Consider the following 17582-nt stretch of genomic DNA (forward strand, 5'->3'; position numbering starts at 1 on the left):
ATTGCCGCCCGGGCCGCGGTCGGGCGCCCCAGCCCCGACCGCGCGTTGGGCGAGATTTTTTATTTAATCCCCCCGGCCGGCCCGGGGGGGGGGGGGGGGGGGCGGGCGCGGGGGCCCCCGCCCCCCCACAGGTCAGGCGGCATCCGTTCGGCGTTCGATCGGCGCAGCCATCGGCCGGGAACCCGCCTCCGGTGCCCCACCGGGGATGAGCCGCAGATGACGCCGCCCACGAGCGTGGCGAGGCACCGAGGCCGACGCGGACAGCCAGTTCTCCACACGGTCCATGGCCCACAGCATCAAGCACAGCGTGGGCAGCACTGCGACCGATATCGTGATCACCACGACGCGTCCCTTCATCGACAGGCGTTCCGCACCGAGTGCCCTCGCCTGCCGTTCAGTCAGTCGACGCTTGTGAGGATCACGTGAAAAGCCGCGTCCGGACCATGCGGTGGCCGCTGACGGGGAAGGCCTCCATTTCGCCGACGATCCTGTGTGCTGTAACCGCCCCTTGCCAAGGCAATGTGGGCAGCGGGTCCGAGTCGAACCGGTGGCGGCCCGGAGACCGGGCACGCGCGACTGATGACCTCCACACGGTCCACACCTCGCACCGACTCCTCAGGCCGGTGCTGAAGTCCACTCAACTCCCGGGTCAGGTGAGTCGACCCACGAGCCCGGACAGGCTCAGTGGGCCGGGCGCCGCGGGGCACTGGCCACCCCTGACGCCCGGCCGCTCAGCGCGGCATCCAGCGTCTCCTGGGCCATGCGCATCGCCTCGGCGAACTTCGGCTCGGCCATACGTTCCCAGGCCCGGTCCGGTGCGACGTCCTCGACCCGGCTCACCACCCACCAGATGTTGCCGAACGGATCCCGCACCCGGCCACCGCGGTCTCCCCAAGCGCTGTCGGCGACCTCGGTGATCACCTGCGCCCCGTGGGCAACAGCAGCGGCCATGGCAGCGTCCGCGTCCGGGACGTAGACCCGCAGCAGCGAGGGCATGGACGGCCAGTCGGGCCGTCGGTCGAAGGCCAGCACCACCGTGTCGCCGACACGGATCTCGCCGTGCCCGATGGAGCCGTCCTCGACCGGCACCCGGGCGAGTTCCTCGCCGTCGAACGCGGCGGTGACGAAGTCGAGCAGCGCACCGGTGTCGTCGGTGACGACCCACGGCGCAACGCTGGTGTAGCCCTCGGGTGCAGTGTGCTTCATCGTGCTGTCCCCTCGTGTGGTCCTGTGATGCGACGACCCTAGGGCTCCACTAGGACAGATTCCGGCCTATATCGCGCGCGGGTGGCTGCGGGCCGCCTTCCACCGCGGACCGCACAGCGCTCCATGAGCGATGGACTCTCCTCCCGCTCGCGGCTGCCGAGGGCACGGTACCGCCCAGGCGGGCGTGAGGTGCCACGGCACGTGGCGTGATGGACGGGAACGGCCGGTGGGCTGCGCAGCGGTCGCTTCCCCGCACGGCCGGTCACCGTGCGGCGGAGACGACGGTCATCGGAGCAGCACGCGGGGCCGGCGTGAGCTGGCTGAGCCTGTTCGCCTTCTCCACCGAGAGCCGGCCCCGCCCCGACGCCGAGATCGAATACCTGATGCATCTGGTGCGCCGGGTGCTGCGCAAGCACGCACCGCTGCTGCACGCCCGGGGCATCCGCTGCCGGTTCCCCGGTGCGACCGGCCCCCGCACCCCCGCAGAACTCGCCCGGGACATCGCCGACTGATGATCCTGACCGTCGCCTTCGACCACGGTGGGCGAGGCGGAACTGCGCCCGGCCGAAGCATGGGTTGGTCGCCCCGGCTGGATCGGCGCCTTGTTCGGCGGTGACCATCCCGACGCGTAGCCGCTACTCCGTTTTCCCGCACGGCCGTTGACGGCGCATGTGGATCGCCTGAAGTATCGATCACCTATGTGCGACCGGGGGCTCGGGGCATGTCGAAACGGTTCGACAACCCAACTCCACAGGGGAGGGACACGTGAGGAAGCGTTTGATGCGTGCGGCCGCCCTGGCCGGCGCCGTCGTCATGGCCGCCGGCCTTTCCGGCAGGGCACAGGCGACGTCAGGAACGGCGGCCGACGGGGCGGTGACCTCGGAGGAGAAGGGCCACTACCTGTTCTGCACGGGCCGGTCGGGCGACAGGTCCATCGTCGTCGACCTGTACGAGAACTCTCTGTACGGCTCGGTCGTCAGCGTCGTCGTAGAAGGGCCGGACGGGGAGTACGGCGGCGGCTCCAGCCCGTCGCGCCTCTTCGACGACGGCTCGGTCTCCGCCGAAGTGCTCATGGAGTCGCCCGGTGAGGGCGGTGGCACGGCGGGCACGGCGGTCATCCAGGGCACCTACGCTGCCTCGGGAGAGCCGGAGCGGGTCCACGACGTCGTCAGGGAGCCCTCCTGGGTCGTCGTGGCGCGCGGAACCAGGCAGCAGCTCAGCTCCTCGGTGAGCCTCACGGTGTTCGGCGAGACCACCCCGCTGTCCTGCGAATCGGGGTTCGCCTACGACCTCAAGGTGACGCGGACGCCGGAGTAGGCGTCCCGGTCCGCCGGTGGTGGGTCACCATCGGCGGGCCACTTCGACGGGCGCTCGTCATAGGCGTGCCGAGATGTGCACGCGGGGAACTCCGGGCAGCAGGTCGCCTTGGCGAGCTTCGGCTTCAACGCCTCACCGAATGGCCCGGCATGCGGAAAGCGTGTGCGAACTCAGTCCTGTCCACGCAGGACATGAAGGTCGAGCTCCGTGTCGGAGGTCATCAAGAAGCCGCAGCCACCGTAGCGGTCGGCGCCTTGGCATATGCCCGAACCCCAGCTCTGGACGAAGTCCACGGGATCGAGGGTCACGAAGTTGTTGTGGCGGATGATGTACCTGCACTCTTTGGCAGGCTCGTTGATGGTCTTGCCGCAGGCCGCTTGCTGCCCGTCGTTGTGCGCGACCTGCACCTCGCCGTCGGAGTCGGCATAGATCCGGATGGTCAAGGTCCAGTTGTCGCGCGGGCTGGTCTCTGTGCCGGCTGTCGTGGCAGGGCTCACCGGAGCCTGGTTCTCGGGGTCGGCTTCGCGCTCGGAGCTTCCTCCGTCCTGGCCTATTGCGCGATCGGGCGTTTCTCCGCTGCCCTGGCTCTCTTCGCCGTCGCGGGCTCCGGTGGAAGGAGCGTCGCCACTGCTGGGAGCGGTAGTGCGCTGGGATGGCCGGGGTACAGCGCCCTCCTCGACACCGGCGTCCCTCGGACTGCCGGACGTCTCCCTTGGGCGTGCCTTGGTCGTGCCGGGCGAAGCCGGTTCGGTCGCACCGGCTGAAGGACCAGCCGATACGGTGTCCGGGCGCAGGGCATGGTCCAGGAGCACGCCAAGCAGCAGCACGACAACCACCAGGACAGCCGTGACCGCGGTGATCGCCGCGGGGCGAGCGGTGCTCCGCGGTGGCTTCTGCCCCAGCCCTGAGGTCGACATGGGAGGAGCCGTTTCAGCTCCCGGTACAGCCTCCAGGGGAGTCGTCTCCGGCGTGCCCTCCTCCTCAGCCTCCTCCAGCACGGCGATGTGCCGGATCACCGACTCCCCCACCAGACCCAGGACTTGTCGGATCTCAAGCAGCGTGGCAGAGCTAGGGGCTGAATCTGACGGGGACTCAAGCCGCTGCGGGGGCTGAGTGATCAGTGGGATCTGCGTCTGGGCGACCTGCTGTACGTGCTGTAGGACCTCGTCCCGCAGACGCACCACCGAGGGCTCCAGAGCAGGGTGATCCTCAGGAGCATCCGATTCCGCCGCGCTCCCCGCTTGACCGAGACGGCTCTGCCTCTCCACTTCGAGGAGCAGCCGCCGTGTCTCGTCCTCGACCACGTACACGTGGTGCAACTCGGGCTTGGCCGCCGCCAGTGCCCGCATGTACACCTCATATACGTGGCAGCGCACGTCCTCGGTCAACGGTTGCTCGGCGATCTCCTCGACCAGGCTCAGAATCGCGGTCAGCTTCACACGGTTGGGAACCGTCCGGCCGTTCGCCATCCGGCTCAGCGTCGTACCGCTGAAGCCCGAGCCGAGGCGCCGGCCGATACGAGCGTAGTCCCAGCCCGACGCCTTCATCCGGTCGAAGAACTCCGTTCGCATCAGGTTCGCGAAGGCCCGCCGCTCCGGGTCGAGCTCGGAGGACAGCTCATTCCTCGGCCGGCCGCGGGCCGCACGTCCCGAGCTGTCCGACTGGTCGCCCCGCACCTCATCGGACACCCAGCCCCCTCCCCCACCCGGACTCGACGGAGTTGTTTCCGCAACGGCTGCGAAACTCCTTTGTTTCGTCCCGGCCAGCGGTTTCTTAGCTCTTGTGCAAGAAATTACGCCCTCTGACGGTGGGTTAAACGCTCTCGGAGCGACGTCCGGAGCGCGACCGACCCTCGTCCTAGGAGACCAGGATGGCCAACAAGGCCCAGCACCGGCAGGCGAACGCCCACACCCGCCCCACCCCTTCGAGCCCGGCGACGTCTCCCTCCCCCACGCCGTTCCTCGAGCTGCGTATCGGAGGACTCCACGTGACCGTCCAGCGTCTGCCGTACGGAGTGATCGCCTTCTTGACCACCGTCGGCGGTGCCATCAGCGGCGCGACCTGGATCGCAGGGCGATGAGCAAGCCGGACCCACCCTTGCAGGGGGCCGCTCGGCGAGCAGCCCCTTGCAAGGCGCCGAGGAACAAGCTCGCCCCGCTCGGCAGGGGCCCCCGAGGGGCGGCCCCACGGCTACGGCCCAGGAGACGGCACCGAGGGTTGCTCGGTGCGGTTGGCCCATCAGGACTTCATGCTCCGGATGTGGATGATCGACCAGTTGGGCCCTGACGACGGGGACCGTGACTGGTGCCCCGAGGCGCTGGCGTCCGACACGCTCGACGCGCTGACCTTCTCGCCCGCGCAGGCCGCTGATCTGGCTGAGGGAACTTGCGACAGGGCGCTGGGCGCACAATCGCCGTGCGGTATTGGCGAGATGGGGCGCTGCGCAGGTCACGCAACGCAGCCGTCGGCCGACGGGCCCTTCGCCGTGCCCGGCCTCGCGGCGGCCGAGCCGGCCGAGAACTACGCGGGCCTGCCCGTGGGGCAGACCACGCAGTCGGTTCCCGGTGGCTCTGGCGCTGCCCGCGCCCCTGATGCAGTTGCGGGTGGCTCCTGACCCCAGAATGATCAACGAGGCCCGAGTGCGCGGGTCCGCGGCAGCGGCGTGAGGAGAGTTGTGGAAGAAGTCATGCAGTACATCCGGGAGACCCACTGGCCGGACGAGGCTCCGGTGACGCTTCCCGACAAGCAGTTCCTCGCACAGTTCGAAAAGGATCACGGCATCCGACTGCCCGAGCAGTTCCGGGAGTTCCTGCTCCGCATAGGTGACGTCGAGCGCGCCCGCCTGGAGCCGGTCACCGTCACGGACGAGGACGGGTACACGTACCTGCCGGACCTCATGACCATCGCATGGGGCCAGGGCGTCCCGCGCGACCTGATCGTCCTGTGCGAGGACGAGGGCGACTTCTACCTCGTTCGCCCCGACGGTGCCGTCGTCTTCTGGTCGTGCATCAAGCCGGGCGGCTTCACGGAGGACTACTGGGAGTCCGTGTGGGACTGGGCCCGCAAGGAGTGGCTCCGCCTGTGACCACGGCGTGGAGGCGTTGACCAGGACAATCGGTTTGGCGAGCCTCCCCGCGGGTGACTACTTTGCGCGCGACATCTCGACTTCGGCGGCAAGCGCGACCAAGTCGCGGACGTGTGTGTAGTACATGGTCGCGTAATCGTCCTCGATCGCCGAGAGGACCTTCTCCAACACGGCCGCCATCCGCATCAGACCAGCGCGATGCTGTTCGCTGAGAGGACCGTCGAGGACGCCCATGGCATAGCCGTAGGCGTCCGCATCGAGCAGCACCATGTCCTGGCCCTCGATGTCCAGGCCGCGGAAGCCGGGCGGAAAGGGCCTGGCCATGTGCTCGGCCGTCATCCGTGACAGCGCGTCGCTCTTCTCTTCCGGCATGCCGAAGATCCTTGCACGGCCGGCGGACCATTACGACGCTCACCGCCACCCAAGGTCCGCCGCACACCTGCCTGTCGCTCCAGGTTGCGGAGCTGCACCGCCAGGCTGCCCTCCACCGCTTCGTGGGCGGGACCGCGACGTCCTACGGGCAGGACCTCCTCGCCCCTCCTGTCCTCCAGCATGAGGGCGAACGCCGTGTACAGCGCGGCAACTGCAAGAAACATGCCGCGGCTTCCGGAGAGGTAGCCGATCCAGGTGGCGCCGGTGAAGTCGAAGAGCGCCGCCGCGGTGAACCTCGGAACGGCGACACGCAGCACCAGCCACATCGACCGCTTGCGGTGGGCGACGAACGCCATCATGAGATGGAACACGAGAGTGGCTGATGCTGTTGAACGCCCTGGTGTTCATCAAGGGCATCCCCGAGGCCGGCGGCGACGTGCCCGGGCGCACGGTCACCACCGCCGGCATCGTCCTGGCGGCCTGGGCCGCCCTCATCGTCGGCATCGCCGCCCTCCTCTTCCAACGCCGGGACATCAGCTGATCCCCCGCCACAATCAGCGTCGGCGCCCCAGCCCGCGCTGAAGACGGTGTGTGTGCCGGGCCCTGGGCCGCTCGTTGAAGCCGGTTCGCGTAGGTCCAACCCCGGTGTCGCGTACGAGACTTGATTGCGGGGCTGCTGGTCGAACTCGCCGCACAGGAACTCTGGACGATCGCAAAGTGGGCCGGGGAGACCAGTCCGGTCGGCATCCCACCTGGCCCGGTCGGGCCAGGTGGGATGCCGACGCCATACGCGACGACGTGCGCTGCATACGTCCCGGCACATCTGCACGACCAAGGTCGCGGTGGGTCTGTACAGAGTTCGAGGACGCAACCGCTGGTCTGCCCATCGCGGGGTTGACCCCAGGCCGCGTGCCCCGTCCTGCGGTTCGGCCCGGTTGGGCCGGTGGCTGACCGTCGGGGCGCGTACGGCCGAGCTGTCCGCCGTACGCGCCCTGTACCACCGCCGACCGAGTCCCTAGCCCACGGGCAGCGGTGTGCAGGCGGCCCGGTTCGCGGCACAGGCGAACCGGCGCGCTCTGGGCGCGCCTGCGGGGTGCCGTCCGAGCCCAAGTCTGGTCGGCTCCCTTCCCGATTGCTGCAGGGGCCACCACCACGTGGACCTGGCGCGGGTCTGGCTGCGGGGGGCGTTCATGCGGCTCAGTTGACGTCCGCAGCAGCAGGTTGGTTCCAGGGCTCGATCCAGTCCCTGGTCTGTTCGTAGACCGTCCGGTCGGAGAGCAGCCCGAGGTGGTCGAGACAGCCGGCCTGGGTGTTGTGGGCGCCTGCGACGAGGACGCTGGTGCGTGGGTTGACGACGGTGTCGCAGGCCGACCACCAGGTGGCGTAGCGGGGGGTTGCGGGGGTCTCGTCGCCGGAGTTGAGCGCGGTCAGGAAGTCCGAGTCGACGCGGATCTCGGAGCAGGAGACGTCGGAGCACTTGTCGGCGTTCTGCGTGCCATGGTTGGGGCCGCCCAGGGATACCCAGGATTCGACCTTGGGGGAGCCGCCGAGGTACTTGAGGTACCACCGCGAGGACACTCCGCCCATGGAGTGGCTGACGATGTCGACCTGGCTCGCTCCGGTCGCCGCGAGGAGTTTGTCCACCTCGGCGGCGATTTCCTTCGCCGTGTTCAGGTTGGTCTGGTGGAAGTCGTACGTCCACGTGTGCAGGTAGTCATCGGGCCAGCCGTCGGCCTTGAACCAGTCGACCATGGTGTCCCACCTGGCGCCGGTGCCGCCCCAACCGTGCACGAACAGGACGGGGTTGGTGGGAGCGTCGTGGGTTGGCTGAGCGGCTGTTGCGGGGGTGGAGGCGGTCAGGGCGAGCAGGGCGGCTGGGACCAGGACGGCCCTCAGGTGTTTCTTCACGGGACCTCGATCACGAGCGGGGACGGGGAGGCTGCGCGAGACCGGCGGACGTGGAGAACCGGTGGCGCGCTAGTGCCGACAGGGGACCTGCGACGCTTGAAGTATCACTGAGAGTAATTGATCGCGTCAATTTAGTTACCATGCGTGTCGCATGACCGTGCGTCCGTTCGAGGCCGTGCTCCGGTTCCACCCGGGCGCTGACCCCAACTTCCTGAGCTGGGCGCAGGCCCTGCGGCCGGAGGACAGCGCGAGGTGACCGGGGCGGGCGGCCTGGGTGTTATGGGCGCCGGGCAGGCGCGCACGACGTGCTGAACTGCGCTCTCATCGCCGCCGGTTTCCTGAGGCGGGCGTCGGCGGTGTAGCCCCTTTTCAGGATGAGGACGGCGGCGGCGATGACGGTCATGAGGTTGGGGCTGCAGCGGGCTCGTCGGAAGTGCCCCAGGACTTCGGTGTCTTCGGTGTCGCGGCACTTCGTCCGACCGGTGCTCGTGCCGCCGGCAGGACCCGGTTGATCGTCCGCCGGGTCGCGGTGGGCTCCTGGCGCGGGAGGAGTCTGCATCGGCGTGGTCACCCAGGAGCCGAGCCCGGTATGGGTGAGGGCGGTGAGGTGGGGATGCTCCGGTGTTCGCAGGTCCTGTCGATGCGGTGGTTGGTGCGGTGGGTGCGGGCCGCGCCAGGTTATGGGGTGCGGTCGAGCAGTACGGGCGAGTTCCGCAGCAGCCTGCGGCGGTATCGGCTACGGCCTGCTCCTTCACGCCGTGACGACGGTGCTTGTGGGAGAAGTCGGCCCGACTGCCGCCCACCTGGTCGCATGCGGTAAGCCTTCCCGTCGAGCAGGACGTGAGCTGGGCCGGTTTCCCGCACAACCCGGCGCCAGGCCGGGTGCCCGCGGGGGCAGATGGCCGGCGGCGATGATAAGGGGCGGGCGGTGCCTACGGATGCGCCGGAGCCGGCGGCGGTCTCCATGAGCGGACCGGGCCGGCGAAGGTGGTTCAGGGTGATGCGAGCACGCCGGTGCGGATGGAGCTTGCCATGGCGGTCACCCTCCCGGGTGTCGATGAGCAGCGTTGTCCACTCGACCAGGGCGTGAGCCAGGTCGGGGAGCCAACAAGGGCCCACTCGCTGCTGAGTTGAGGCGTCGAAGATCTCTCTCTACGGAGGTCGAAGCCTTGTGTGTTGCAGGGAAGCCGCCCCGTCACCCGGCCGGTGGGCGCTTGGAGAGCGTTCGTTGGTTGCAATCCCGCCTCTTGGGGCCCGGAGGGGCTGTGCGCCGCGTCTGTAGCCGCACGGGACGCTCGAGTATCAGTGCGTCCCGGCTGGCCGAGAGCGTTCGTCGCTGCTTCGGAGAGCGGACCGCGCCTCATGGTGCCGGCTGCTGGGGTGTGATTCTCGCTTTCGGTGCGGGCGGGGTCTGTCGGGCTGTTCAGCCGGACGCCAGGACCAGGGCTGCGTTCTGCCCGCCGAAGCCGACCGACGTACTGACGGCCAGTCGGACCTGTGCTGGCGTGGTTTTCTGGGGGATTGCCAGGTCGACTGCGGGGTCGAGGCTAGCGAGGTTCGCGGTCGGGGGCACTTCCCCGTGCTCCATGGTCAGGATGGTGAGTGCGGCTTCGACGGCGCCGGCCGCGCCGAGCAGATGGCCGGTGACTCCTTTCGTGGAGGTGACCCAGGGGCGGTGCGGCAGCATGCTGCTGAGGGCTGCCGCTTCGATGGCGTCGTTCATCGGGGTGGAGGTGCCGTGCGCGTTGACGTGGTCGATCTCGCGCGCTGCCGCGTCCGCGTCTGCCAGTGCCGAGCCGAGCGCGGCGCGGATGCCGCGGCCCTCGGGCTGTGAGGCGGTCATGTGGTGGGCGTCGGCGCTGGCGCCGTAACCGACGACGCGCGCGCGGACGGGAACGCGACGGGCTGCTGCGTCGCGGGGCCTTTCCAGGACCAGGATTCCCGCGCCTTCTGCGCCTACGAATCCGTCGCGGTCCTCGTCGAAGGGCCGGGAGGCGCAGGCCGGGTCGTGGTTGCGCCGGGACAGGGCTCCCATCTGTGCGAAGCCCGCCATGACCAGCGGGGTCAGGCATGCCTCGCTGCCGCCGGTGATGACGATGTCGCACCGGTCGAGCAGGAGGAGGTCTCGTGCCATCCCGATGGCGGTGCTTGACGACGCGCAGGCGGTGGAGACCACGAAGTTGGGACCCCGGGCGCCGAACTCGATGCCGATCTGTCCGGAGAGCATGTTCGACAGGTGCATCGGCAGCACGAGTGGGGAGACCCGCTCGGGCCCGTGGTCCAGGTGGTTGCGGTGCTCCTTCTCGTAGGTGGCCGTGCCGCCCAGGGCGCAGCCGAGGACGACGCCGACCCGGGCGGAGTCCCATGCGCCAGGGGACAGCCGGGCATCCGTCAGGGCTTCGCGTGTTGCCACGATCGCGTACTGGACGAAGGCATCGAGCCGGTGCGCCCGGCGGGCGCCGAGATGGGCGGCCGGGTCGAAGCCCGGGACCCGGCAGGAGATGTGTACGGGATTGCCCGCCAGGACAGGGTCAAAGGCCGCGGTCGACCGCCCGGCAAGGACCGTCGACCAGGTGCTCTCCACACCGATCCCTGCGGGGGTGACCAGGCCCAGCCCGGTGACGGCTACGTCGCGGCTGGGCATCAGACGGTGGCGCCCCGGTGCTGCAGGAGCTCGACCACACCCGGCATGGTGGGATCCGCCAACAGTTCGCTGTCACTCACCGGTACACCGAACTCGGCCTCCAGAGCGAGCGAAAACTCGACGATGGCCAGCGAGTCGAGTTCCATCTCGTCGAAGGAAGAGGTTGGCGCGATCTCCTCAGCAGGAATGTTGAGCTTCTGGGAAAGAATCTCGCGCACTCGGCCGAACAGCACGTCATCCATGGGGGGTTGGTCCTTTCGAGAGGTGATTGCCGTGAGTGGTTGGTCCGGCTCGGACGCCGGCGTGGTGCATGCGGCGTCAGGGCTGGGGCCGCGTGTCTTCAAGGACGGTCAGTTCGGGCCAGCACAGAGTGGTGGCTCCCCAGGTGAGACCGGCGCCGAAGGCTGCGAGGGCGACGCGGTGGCCGGGGCGCAGCTGTCCTGTGCGTACGGCATGGGCCAGCAGGAGAGGCAGGGAGGCGCCGGCCGTATTGCCGATCTGGGCGATGTTCGAGGGGCAGCGGTCCGCGTGGAGGTGCAATCGCTCGGCGACAGCTGCCGTGATGCGGGCGTTGGCCTGATGGGTGAGCAGGCGGTCGAGGTCGCAGATCTGCCAGTTCGCCAGGTGCAGCGCCTCGGACGTCGCCTGCGCCATCCGTTCGACGGCGTGACGGAACAGCTGTGGTCCATCCATGCGCAGGAAGTGGTCGGCTCTGCGGCGGGAGGTGCGCTGGCGCGATCCTCCTGCGTCGACGATGATCAGGTCTGCTCGGTCACCGTCGCTGCCCAGGACGGTCGTGCCGACCGCACCGGCTTCGTCAGGAGTCCCTGCACGCAGGACCACCGCGCCCGCGCCGTCACCGAAGATGGGAGCGGTGGTGCGGTCGGTGGGGTCGATGAGGCGGGAGAACGTCTCGGAGGCAATCAGCAGCACCCGGCCGGCTGTGCCCGCCGCGATGAGCCCTTGGGCCGCAGCCAGGCCGTACAGGAAACCGGTGCACACCGCGGACACGTCAAAGGCGGCGACGCCGGACAGGCCGAGGCGGGCGGCGACCTGGGGCGCGGTGGCCGGGCACGGGTGGTCCGGTGTGGTGGTGGCCAGCACGACGCAGTCCACGCTTGATCGGCCACTGGACTTCAGTGCGCGCGCGCCGGCCTCGACGGCGAGGTCGCTGGTGGCTGTCCCCGGATCCACGAAATGTCTGCGGTGGATGCCCGTGCGGCTGCGGATCCAGGTGTCGGAGGTGTCCAGGGCCAAGGCGAGTTCGTGGTTGGTGACCACGCTGTCGGGCAGGCACGTACCGAGGCCGGTGAGAACCGCAGACGGGCCGCCCGCCGGGTTCACCCTTGACGGGGTGCCTCCAGCGGCAGTCACATCCCGGGCAGAGCACACCAGAGAAACCCCTTTCACGGGTCACAGCGGCATATGCCATGCAATGAAACATAAAGGGACGTGCGATGTCACGCCCCGTCAGAGGTGAATCTCGCGAAGGTGAGCGGTTTCTTCGATAAAATGAAGAGCAAATTTCCAGGTGTGTGACGGTCCTTGGCACTCGCCGACCATCACATTTGAAGTCCCTCGACGCTCATGTGTCCGCAGCGTGGAGCGGCGTGTCGGCTGGCACTCGTCGCGAGTGAACGAAAGGCTCTCCGACAGACACCTTTACCAGCTGGGGAAATGAGGAGAGCGCTGCCTCTCCCCCTCCCGTCCCTTCAGATCTTCACCGGACGGGGGGGAGGCGACTTCCTCTCTTCTGTGGGAGCCCTCCCCCGCTGCTTCTGACAAAAGTCCCGACCTCGACTGGTGGTTGTAGGAAATGCCGTTGCTGAAGGAGCCGGGAGCCGTCGGAATTACTCAGCGGCACCCTGACTTCCTGCGTCCGCTCTCCGTGGTCCCCGGCCGGCAGCGCTGGGCAGTGGGCGCCGTGCGCGGAAGGCCCGCTCTCGCCCGGCTCGTCGAGACCGAGCTCGGGCGGACTCCGGGCATTGAGCACGTTCGGGCCAACCCCGTCACGGGACGGGTGCTGTTCCGGCACGACCGGGCCAAGAGCCCGCGACAGGCCGCACGGCTGCTGGGCACCGCTGTCAGCAAAGCCCTCACGCACCTGCGTACGTCCCTGGCCCTTCCCCCAGCCGACCCCCAGGACCCGAGGCTGCCCGGGGTGCATGTGCCCGGGGCCGACCGGCTCCGCACGGTCCCAGGAACACCGTCGGTACAGCCCGTCGTTGAAGACGAGGGCAACCCTGGCCGCCAGGTACTGATGGTGCTCGCCGCCGGGGGACTTCTCGCCACCACTGCTCTGGGCGGCGGACCGTTCCTCATGGGTCTCCTGGCCCGTCCACTGGTCAGTCTGGGACTTGCCGCGGGCGCGACAACGGTTGTGGTGCGGCAGGCGTGGCGCAAGTCCGACCGTGACAAACGCACGGCCGGTGCCGCGCCGGACCGGCACCCGCTGCGACGCGTCATGTCCGGACACAAGAAGAAGTTCGCCACGGCGACCACGCTGTCGGTCCTGTCCCAGTTGGGGGAGACCGCGGCACTCGCACTGGGCTCGATGGCCGTGGTCGTGGTGGCCCGAGGTGTGAGTTCGGGCTTCGCTGCCGCCGCCGTCGGCCAACTGTCCACGCTCGTCGGCGCCGCAGTGCTGGTCTGCGCCTTCAGACTGGTGATGGAGTACGCCGCGGTCACCTCGTGGCACCGCCTCGGGCAGACGGTCGAGGACGACTGGCGGACTCGTACCTACTGCCATGTGCAGCGCCTGGCGCCGGCGGATCTGGAGAGTGAGCGCATCAGCCGCGTCACCTCGATGCTGACCGAGGACATCAACCAGCTGAGCGTCTTCGTCAGTTCGTCCCTGCACGAGGCCGTGCAGCTGGCCACCAGTTTCGCCGTCCTCGTTCCGCTGTACCTTCTGCTGGCCCCGCAGCTTGCATGGGTTGCCTTCACGCCGATCCCGATCGTCACCTGGCTGTGCTTCCGCATCCACGAACGCGCGATGGCGCGACGCGCCGTCTCCGGGAAGCAGCGGGAGCTGCTGAACAGCCGGATGAGCGACAACCTGCATGCGTACACCACGGTGAAATCCTCGCGTACCGAGGAATACGAAAGTGAGCGCGTAGCGGCGCTCAGCCGGGATTACATGACGGCAAGCCTTGAAGCGGGACGGGCCACGGCGGCCCAGGCGCAGATCGTACGGATGGGCGGCATGGCGGGTATGGTCGCCACCGTGTATCTGGGTGGTCGAGCCGTACTCAATGAGCAACTGCCGATGAGTGTGTTCGGGCCGCTGGCCGAGATGCCGGCGCACGCGTTGTGGAAGCTTACTCAGCTCAGTGTCATCATCGACCAGTATCAGCGGACCCTGATGGCTGTCGGGCGGGTCCAGTACCTGCAGGGTCTGCCCACTGAACCTGACACTCCGACCAGGAGGCTGGAGACCGACCGGGTCGAAGGGAAGATGGACCTGCAGCAGGTGACCTTTGCCTACCCCGGCCGGCCGGCGACACTCCGGAAGAGTTCACTGCTCATCGCCCCTCGCAAGGTCACCGCTATCGTCGGCACAACCGGAGCGGGAAAGACCACCATCGCCAAACTGTTGCTGCGATTCCGTCTGCCCGACAGCGGTCGCGTGCTCCTCGACGACATCGACGTGAGCGACCTTCCGCTGGCGGATCTGCGCAGCGCCATCGGCTATGTATCCCAGGAGCCGTTCCTGTTCGACGCCACGATCGCGGACAACATCCGTTACGGGACCTTCGATGCCAGTGAGGAACAACTCGTGGCCGCCGCACGCGCCGCGGGCGCCGACGCCTTCATTGCCGCACTCCCGGACGGTTACCACAGCATGGTGGGCGAACGCGGGACGGCACTCTCCGGTGGCCAGCGGCAGCGCATCGCCCTGGCCCGCACGATTCTGCGCGATCCCCCCGTCGTGATCCTCGACGAGGCCACCTCAGCGGTCGACAACGAGACCGAGGCTGCCATTCAGCGCGCGCTCCGGACATTCAGTGTGAACCGCACCATGGTGGTCATCGCGCATCGCCTTTCCACCGTGCGGGACGCCGACCGGATCTATGTCCTGGGCCCTGGAGGAGCGGTGGTCGAACAGGGCAGACACGAAGAGCTGGTGAGCGTTGGCGGCACGTACGCGACCCTGTGGAATCTCCAGGCAGGCAGTCGAGAGAGTGACGATGACTCCTGCCGCGAGCCTTGCTGATTCCCGGGCAACGCGTCACTACACACCACGCGAACAGGTTCCGTGGTGTGTAGTGACGCCGAGTGCGCCAAGGAACTCGGTGGAACACTAGCTCCCTACAGCACCATTGCCGGCATGTGCCTCGGCGGCAGTGCTGCGCACCTCGTTCCATGACTGACGAGAGATGTCCTGGACACCTTTGGCCAGCCTCACGGAGCCTTTGATGGTGCCTCGCGCCACTGACGCCATCGCACGCTTCGTGTACGGCGCCGTCGTTACGCCCAGCATGAAGGGCAGCAGAATTGGGAGCATGTGGTGTCTCCTTATTGTTTTGGACTGCCATCCGGAACCGAGGGCTTTGTTTCCGGTGGCACCACGTGCAGCCATCATCCGGGATTTCATGAAGACATGCGAGTTCCGATGCAGTGGTGGCGGGCCACCCGGACCAATTGATTCACTCTATCGAGTGTTCATATCACCGGCAAAGTTCCTGAAAAATGCTCACCGGCCGGCAGATGCACGGACGAGTGAAACTCGCGCGCCTCTCGCGAGAGGATCTGCGGGGAGCCGTTATGATCTCTACCGGCGACGATTGCAGGCGCGAAGTATTTGCGCCGGTCGCACGTGTGGAATTGAGTGTCGCAGAGAGGGTAGTTATGCCGCCTATCATCCCCCCTTTCCTCGCCGGCCTCCTGGCCGCTTCGGTGATGAAGAAGCTGGCGAAGCCAGTAATGCGAGGAATCGTGAAGACTTCGATCGGAATTGCCGCAGAGGTGCGGCATGCCGCACACCAGGCCGGTGAGGAGCTGCAGGACCTGGCGGCTGAAGCATCCGCAGAGATGTTGGCGACCGAGATCAAAAAGCAGAAAACCAAGCCTTCAACCGTATCGAACGGTGTACCCCACGCAACCAAGGGCTGAGTCCCACGTCACGGGCGAATTCGCGCCTTTGCGCCCTGGGAAATCCCTGAGCGCTCACAGCTGCGAACCCGTCGGCAGAGAGGTGGATGTGTGTTTACTGCGCGCCGCGTTCAGCACATCGGGCGCCTTACGCAAGAGGAAAGTGCCTCGCCGGAGAGCACGAGCGAGCGAAGCATCCCGGAAGAAGCCGGGCCGGCAGCGCAGAGACTCTACTCCGCGGAGCTGGTTCTCGACGAAGGGGTGTGCCGGCTCATTATTCACGATCACAGGCGAGGCACGGTCCAGAGCACAGCAGTCCCGTCCAGGATCGTCACCAAGATTCCCGTCTACCTGGAGAAGCTGGACCTGCCGCCCGGTGTTTGAGATGGGCAAGTCGGCGGAAACCGGCCTGCGGCAGCCCGCGCATGGTGTTCCCCTGCACGAAGAACAGAGAGCAGCTGCATGAGCGAGACGGCGTCCCTGCGAGAACGGAAAAGTGAAACGGGGAGTTCCAGGCGGCAGGAGTCCGGTACTGCCGTAGCTTCCGTACCGCTGATGGTCACGGGAAGGTCCGCCGGGGATCTGACGGAGGAAATCCGTCGCACGGTCGCCCAGTTGAGCACCACCCCACCGGACGACTTCCGCGAACTCGCTTATGCCTCTTGTGTACGCACGCCTCACCCGCACCGGGCCGTGGCGATCGCTCGCTCGGCCGACGATGCGGTGCAGCAGCTCACCAAGCTCATCACCGACGATGCGCATGCGGGGGTGCGGCGCACCACTGCCGCACCCCTAGGCGTTGGCTGTGTTTACGGCACCTCTTGCGCAGTCCGGGGCTCGGCGGTCCCCAACGGGAACATCGCCCTGATCTTCAACGGTGACGGCAACCAGTGGGCCGGCATGGGCGCTGACCTGTTCCGCAGGGAGGAGGTCTTCCGGGCCGCTGTCGAAGAGGTGGACGCCGAACTGGCCCCCAGGCAGGGCTGGTCGGTCTGCGACTACCTCACCTTGCCGCCGGAAGAGTGGCAACTCGACACCGCGCTGATCACTCAGCCCCTGACCTTCGCCTTCCAGGTGGCCCTGGTAGCGGTGTTACGAGACCGGGGCTTCCACCCGGCACTAGTGCTCGGGCGCAGCCTCGGCGAAGCGGCCGCCGCGCACACCGCGGGCGCGCTGACCACTGCTCAGTCCGCACTGCTCGTGACGGCTGCCAGTCGCCTCCTGGCACAAACCGCAGGCAGCGGAAAGATGATGGCGGTAGGGCTGGGGGAAACGGATGCCGAGCAAGTACTCCAGGCGTACTCCGGAAGACTTGAACTGGCTGCGGTCAACAGCCCCCAGCACGTCACCGTCGCTGGAGACGCGGCTGCTTTGGACGAATTGGGCAGGAGTCTGGCACGCCGTGGCGTCGCACATCGCGAACTCGCCCTGAATTCGGCATTTCACAGCTCTGCCATGGAACCACTGCGCGGACGCTTCATGGACGCGGTGGGCGACGATCTGGCACCGAGGCGGACACGGATTCCGTTCTACTCCTCGTTCACCGGTGCATGCCAGGACGGCCGCGCTCTCACCGCCGCGTACTGGTGGGGCAACATCCGGCACCCTGTGAAGTTTTCCCACGCTGTTCAGGCGGCCCTCACCGCGGGGGCGGACATCCTGCTCCAGGTCGGCCCCCACCCCGACCAGGGCACCTATCTTCGGCGGATTGCTGCGGCCCAGCGGCCGCGTATGCGCGCGGCCGTGCTGGCCGCATGTCACCGGGACACCGACGGATTGAGCGAAATCATGGCTGCTCAAGCCGCCCTGCTGGTCGTCGGCGCCGAGCCAGACTGGGATCTCTGTTTCCGCCGCCCGTGAGACTGCGCCACAACGGGACGACACGCAGGACCCGCGGAGTACAACTACGACCTGCGCGAATTCAAAGACGAGGCCCGACTGCCATTCGACATCCGG

16 protein-coding genes and 2 pseudogenes are annotated in these 17582 nt (G+C 67.8%); 9 read left to right on the plus strand and 9 right to left on the minus strand.

What is annotated here, in order from left to right; translation table 11 throughout:
* Positions 1-681 precede the first annotated feature (681 nt).
* Complete coding sequence (locus tag ACIQ6Y_RS32950) at positions 682-1206, minus strand: VOC family protein (protein ID WP_404044601.1); 525 nt, start codon at positions 1204-1206, stop codon at positions 682-684.
* A gap of 209 nt (positions 1207-1415) precedes the next feature.
* On the opposite strand from ACIQ6Y_RS32950, the pseudogene ACIQ6Y_RS32955 reads away from it, so the two are divergent.
* Positions 1416-1753: pseudogene (locus ACIQ6Y_RS32955) on the plus strand (undecaprenyl diphosphate synthase family protein); the annotation flags it as partial.
* Between the two features lie 218 nt (positions 1754-1971).
* Entirely contained in the window at positions 1972-2523 is a 552-nt protein-coding gene (locus ACIQ6Y_RS32960) for a hypothetical protein (protein WP_404044604.1), read from the plus strand.
* Positions 2524-2693: 170 nt separating this feature from the next.
* Here the strand turns inward: ACIQ6Y_RS32960 and ACIQ6Y_RS32965 are convergent, their stop codons facing one another.
* The gene (locus ACIQ6Y_RS32965) at positions 2694-4211 is read right to left on the minus strand and encodes a hypothetical protein (RefSeq protein WP_404044607.1); all 1518 of its coding nucleotides are present in this window, start codon (positions 4209-4211) and stop codon (positions 2694-2696) included.
* A gap of 182 nt (positions 4212-4393) precedes the next feature.
* Between ACIQ6Y_RS32965 and ACIQ6Y_RS32970 the strand changes: the two genes are divergently transcribed.
* The 3 genes from ACIQ6Y_RS32970 (at position 4394) to ACIQ6Y_RS32980 (ending at position 5608) form a co-directional block, all read left to right on the plus strand.
* Positions 4394-4603, plus strand: a complete 210-nt coding sequence (locus tag ACIQ6Y_RS32970) for a hypothetical protein (RefSeq protein ID WP_404044609.1) — start codon at positions 4394-4396, stop codon at positions 4601-4603.
* Positions 4604-4753: 150 nt separating this feature from the next.
* Complete coding sequence (locus ACIQ6Y_RS32975) at positions 4754-5137, plus strand: hypothetical protein (protein ID WP_404044612.1); 384 nt, start codon at positions 4754-4756, stop codon at positions 5135-5137.
* A gap of 72 nt (positions 5138-5209) precedes the next feature.
* Positions 5210-5608: an SMI1/KNR4 family protein gene (locus ACIQ6Y_RS32980; RefSeq protein ID WP_404044615.1), complete on the plus strand. Its 399-nt coding sequence runs from the start codon at positions 5210-5212 to the stop codon at positions 5606-5608.
* A gap of 57 nt (positions 5609-5665) precedes the next feature.
* Here the strand turns inward: ACIQ6Y_RS32980 and ACIQ6Y_RS32985 are convergent, their stop codons facing one another.
* Both ACIQ6Y_RS32985 and ACIQ6Y_RS32990 read right to left on the minus strand, forming a co-directional pair.
* Positions 5666-5980 carry a hypothetical protein gene (locus ACIQ6Y_RS32985; protein WP_404044617.1) on the minus strand — a complete coding sequence of 105 codons (315 nt, stop codon included), beginning with the start codon at positions 5978-5980 and terminating at the stop codon, positions 5666-5668.
* On the minus strand, positions 5944-6336 hold the full coding sequence (locus ACIQ6Y_RS32990) for a hypothetical protein (protein ID WP_404044620.1): 393 nt from the start codon (positions 6334-6336) through the stop codon (positions 5944-5946). Before ACIQ6Y_RS32990 ends, ACIQ6Y_RS32985 begins: the two co-directional genes overlap by 37 nt.
* A 26-nt stretch (positions 6337-6362) precedes the next feature.
* Between ACIQ6Y_RS32990 and ACIQ6Y_RS32995 the strand changes: the two genes are divergently transcribed.
* Entirely contained in the window at positions 6363-6521 is a 159-nt protein-coding gene (locus ACIQ6Y_RS32995; protein WP_404044623.1) for a hypothetical protein, read from the plus strand.
* Between the two features lie 656 nt (positions 6522-7177).
* On the opposite strand, the gene ACIQ6Y_RS33000 is transcribed toward ACIQ6Y_RS32995, so the two are convergent.
* The 5 genes and pseudogenes from ACIQ6Y_RS33000 to ACIQ6Y_RS33020 all read right to left on the minus strand — a co-directional run bounded on the left by ACIQ6Y_RS33000 (position 7178) and on the right by ACIQ6Y_RS33020 (position 11876).
* Positions 7178-7888, minus strand: a complete 711-nt coding sequence (locus tag ACIQ6Y_RS33000; protein ID WP_404044625.1) for an alpha/beta fold hydrolase — start codon at positions 7886-7888, stop codon at positions 7178-7180.
* 364 nt (positions 7889-8252) lie between these two features.
* Positions 8253-9007: pseudogene (locus tag ACIQ6Y_RS33005) on the minus strand (hypothetical protein); the annotation flags it as partial.
* A gap of 304 nt (positions 9008-9311) precedes the next feature.
* Entirely contained in the window at positions 9312-10532 is a 1221-nt protein-coding gene (locus ACIQ6Y_RS33010; RefSeq protein WP_404044628.1) for a beta-ketoacyl-[acyl-carrier-protein] synthase family protein, read from the minus strand.
* Complete coding sequence (locus ACIQ6Y_RS33015) at positions 10532-10774, minus strand: acyl carrier protein (RefSeq protein WP_404044631.1); 243 nt, start codon at positions 10772-10774, stop codon at positions 10532-10534. The genes ACIQ6Y_RS33010 and ACIQ6Y_RS33015 overlap by 1 nt, the downstream gene beginning before the upstream one ends.
* A gap of 76 nt (positions 10775-10850) precedes the next feature.
* The gene (locus ACIQ6Y_RS33020; protein ID WP_404044634.1) at positions 10851-11876 is read right to left on the minus strand and encodes a beta-ketoacyl-ACP synthase III; all 1026 of its coding nucleotides are present in this window, start codon (positions 11874-11876) and stop codon (positions 10851-10853) included.
* Positions 11877-12348: 472 nt separating this feature from the next.
* Between ACIQ6Y_RS33020 and ACIQ6Y_RS33025 the strand changes: the two genes are divergently transcribed.
* The 3 genes from ACIQ6Y_RS33025 to ACIQ6Y_RS33035 all read left to right on the plus strand — a co-directional run bounded on the left by ACIQ6Y_RS33025 (position 12349) and on the right by ACIQ6Y_RS33035 (position 17486).
* On the plus strand, positions 12349-14748 hold the full coding sequence (locus ACIQ6Y_RS33025; protein WP_404044637.1) for an ATP-binding cassette domain-containing protein: 2400 nt from the start codon (positions 12349-12351) through the stop codon (positions 14746-14748).
* A gap of 551 nt (positions 14749-15299) precedes the next feature.
* Positions 15300-15647: a DUF5132 domain-containing protein gene (locus ACIQ6Y_RS33030; RefSeq protein ID WP_404044640.1), complete on the plus strand. Its 348-nt coding sequence runs from the start codon at positions 15300-15302 to the stop codon at positions 15645-15647.
* Between the two features lie 441 nt (positions 15648-16088).
* Positions 16089-17486: an acyltransferase domain-containing protein gene (locus ACIQ6Y_RS33035; protein WP_404044643.1), complete on the plus strand. Its 1398-nt coding sequence runs from the start codon at positions 16089-16091 to the stop codon at positions 17484-17486.
* The last annotated feature ends 96 nt before the right edge of the window (positions 17487-17582 follow it).

Origin of the sequence: Streptomyces sp. NPDC096205 (assembly GCF_044763135.1) — a bacterium.
GTDB lineage: Bacteria > Actinomycetota > Actinomycetes > Streptomycetales > Streptomycetaceae > Streptomyces.

Bases quoted from the DNA above. Each gene is read 5' to 3' on its own strand.
- ACIQ6Y_RS32990 (WP_404044620.1), bottom strand. From the start codon at position 6,336: ATGGCGTTCGTCGCCCACCGCAAGCGGTCGATGTGGCTGGTGCTGCGT.
- ACIQ6Y_RS33010 (WP_404044628.1), bottom strand. From the start codon at position 10,532: ATGCCCAGCCGCGACGTAGCCGTCACCGGGCTGGGCCTGGTCACCCCC.
- ACIQ6Y_RS32950 (WP_404044601.1), bottom strand. From the start codon at position 1,206: ATGAAGCACACTGCACCCGAGGGCTACACCAGCGTTGCGCCGTGGGTC.
- ACIQ6Y_RS33015 (WP_404044631.1), bottom strand. From the start codon at position 10,774: ATGGATGACGTGCTGTTCGGCCGAGTGCGCGAGATTCTTTCCCAGAAG.
- ACIQ6Y_RS32970 (WP_404044609.1), top strand. From the start codon at position 4,394: ATGGCCAACAAGGCCCAGCACCGGCAGGCGAACGCCCACACCCGCCCC.
- ACIQ6Y_RS32980 (WP_404044615.1), top strand. From the start codon at position 5,210: ATGCAGTACATCCGGGAGACCCACTGGCCGGACGAGGCTCCGGTGACG.
- ACIQ6Y_RS33025 (WP_404044637.1), top strand. From the start codon at position 12,349: ATGCCGTTGCTGAAGGAGCCGGGAGCCGTCGGAATTACTCAGCGGCAC.
- ACIQ6Y_RS33035 (WP_404044643.1), top strand. From the start codon at position 16,089: ATGAGCGAGACGGCGTCCCTGCGAGAACGGAAAAGTGAAACGGGGAGT.
- ACIQ6Y_RS32995 (WP_404044623.1), top strand. From the start codon at position 6,363: ATGCTGTTGAACGCCCTGGTGTTCATCAAGGGCATCCCCGAGGCCGGC.
- ACIQ6Y_RS32985 (WP_404044617.1), bottom strand. From the start codon at position 5,980: ATGCCGGAAGAGAAGAGCGACGCGCTGTCACGGATGACGGCCGAGCAC.
- ACIQ6Y_RS33030 (WP_404044640.1), top strand. From the start codon at position 15,300: ATGATCTCTACCGGCGACGATTGCAGGCGCGAAGTATTTGCGCCGGTC.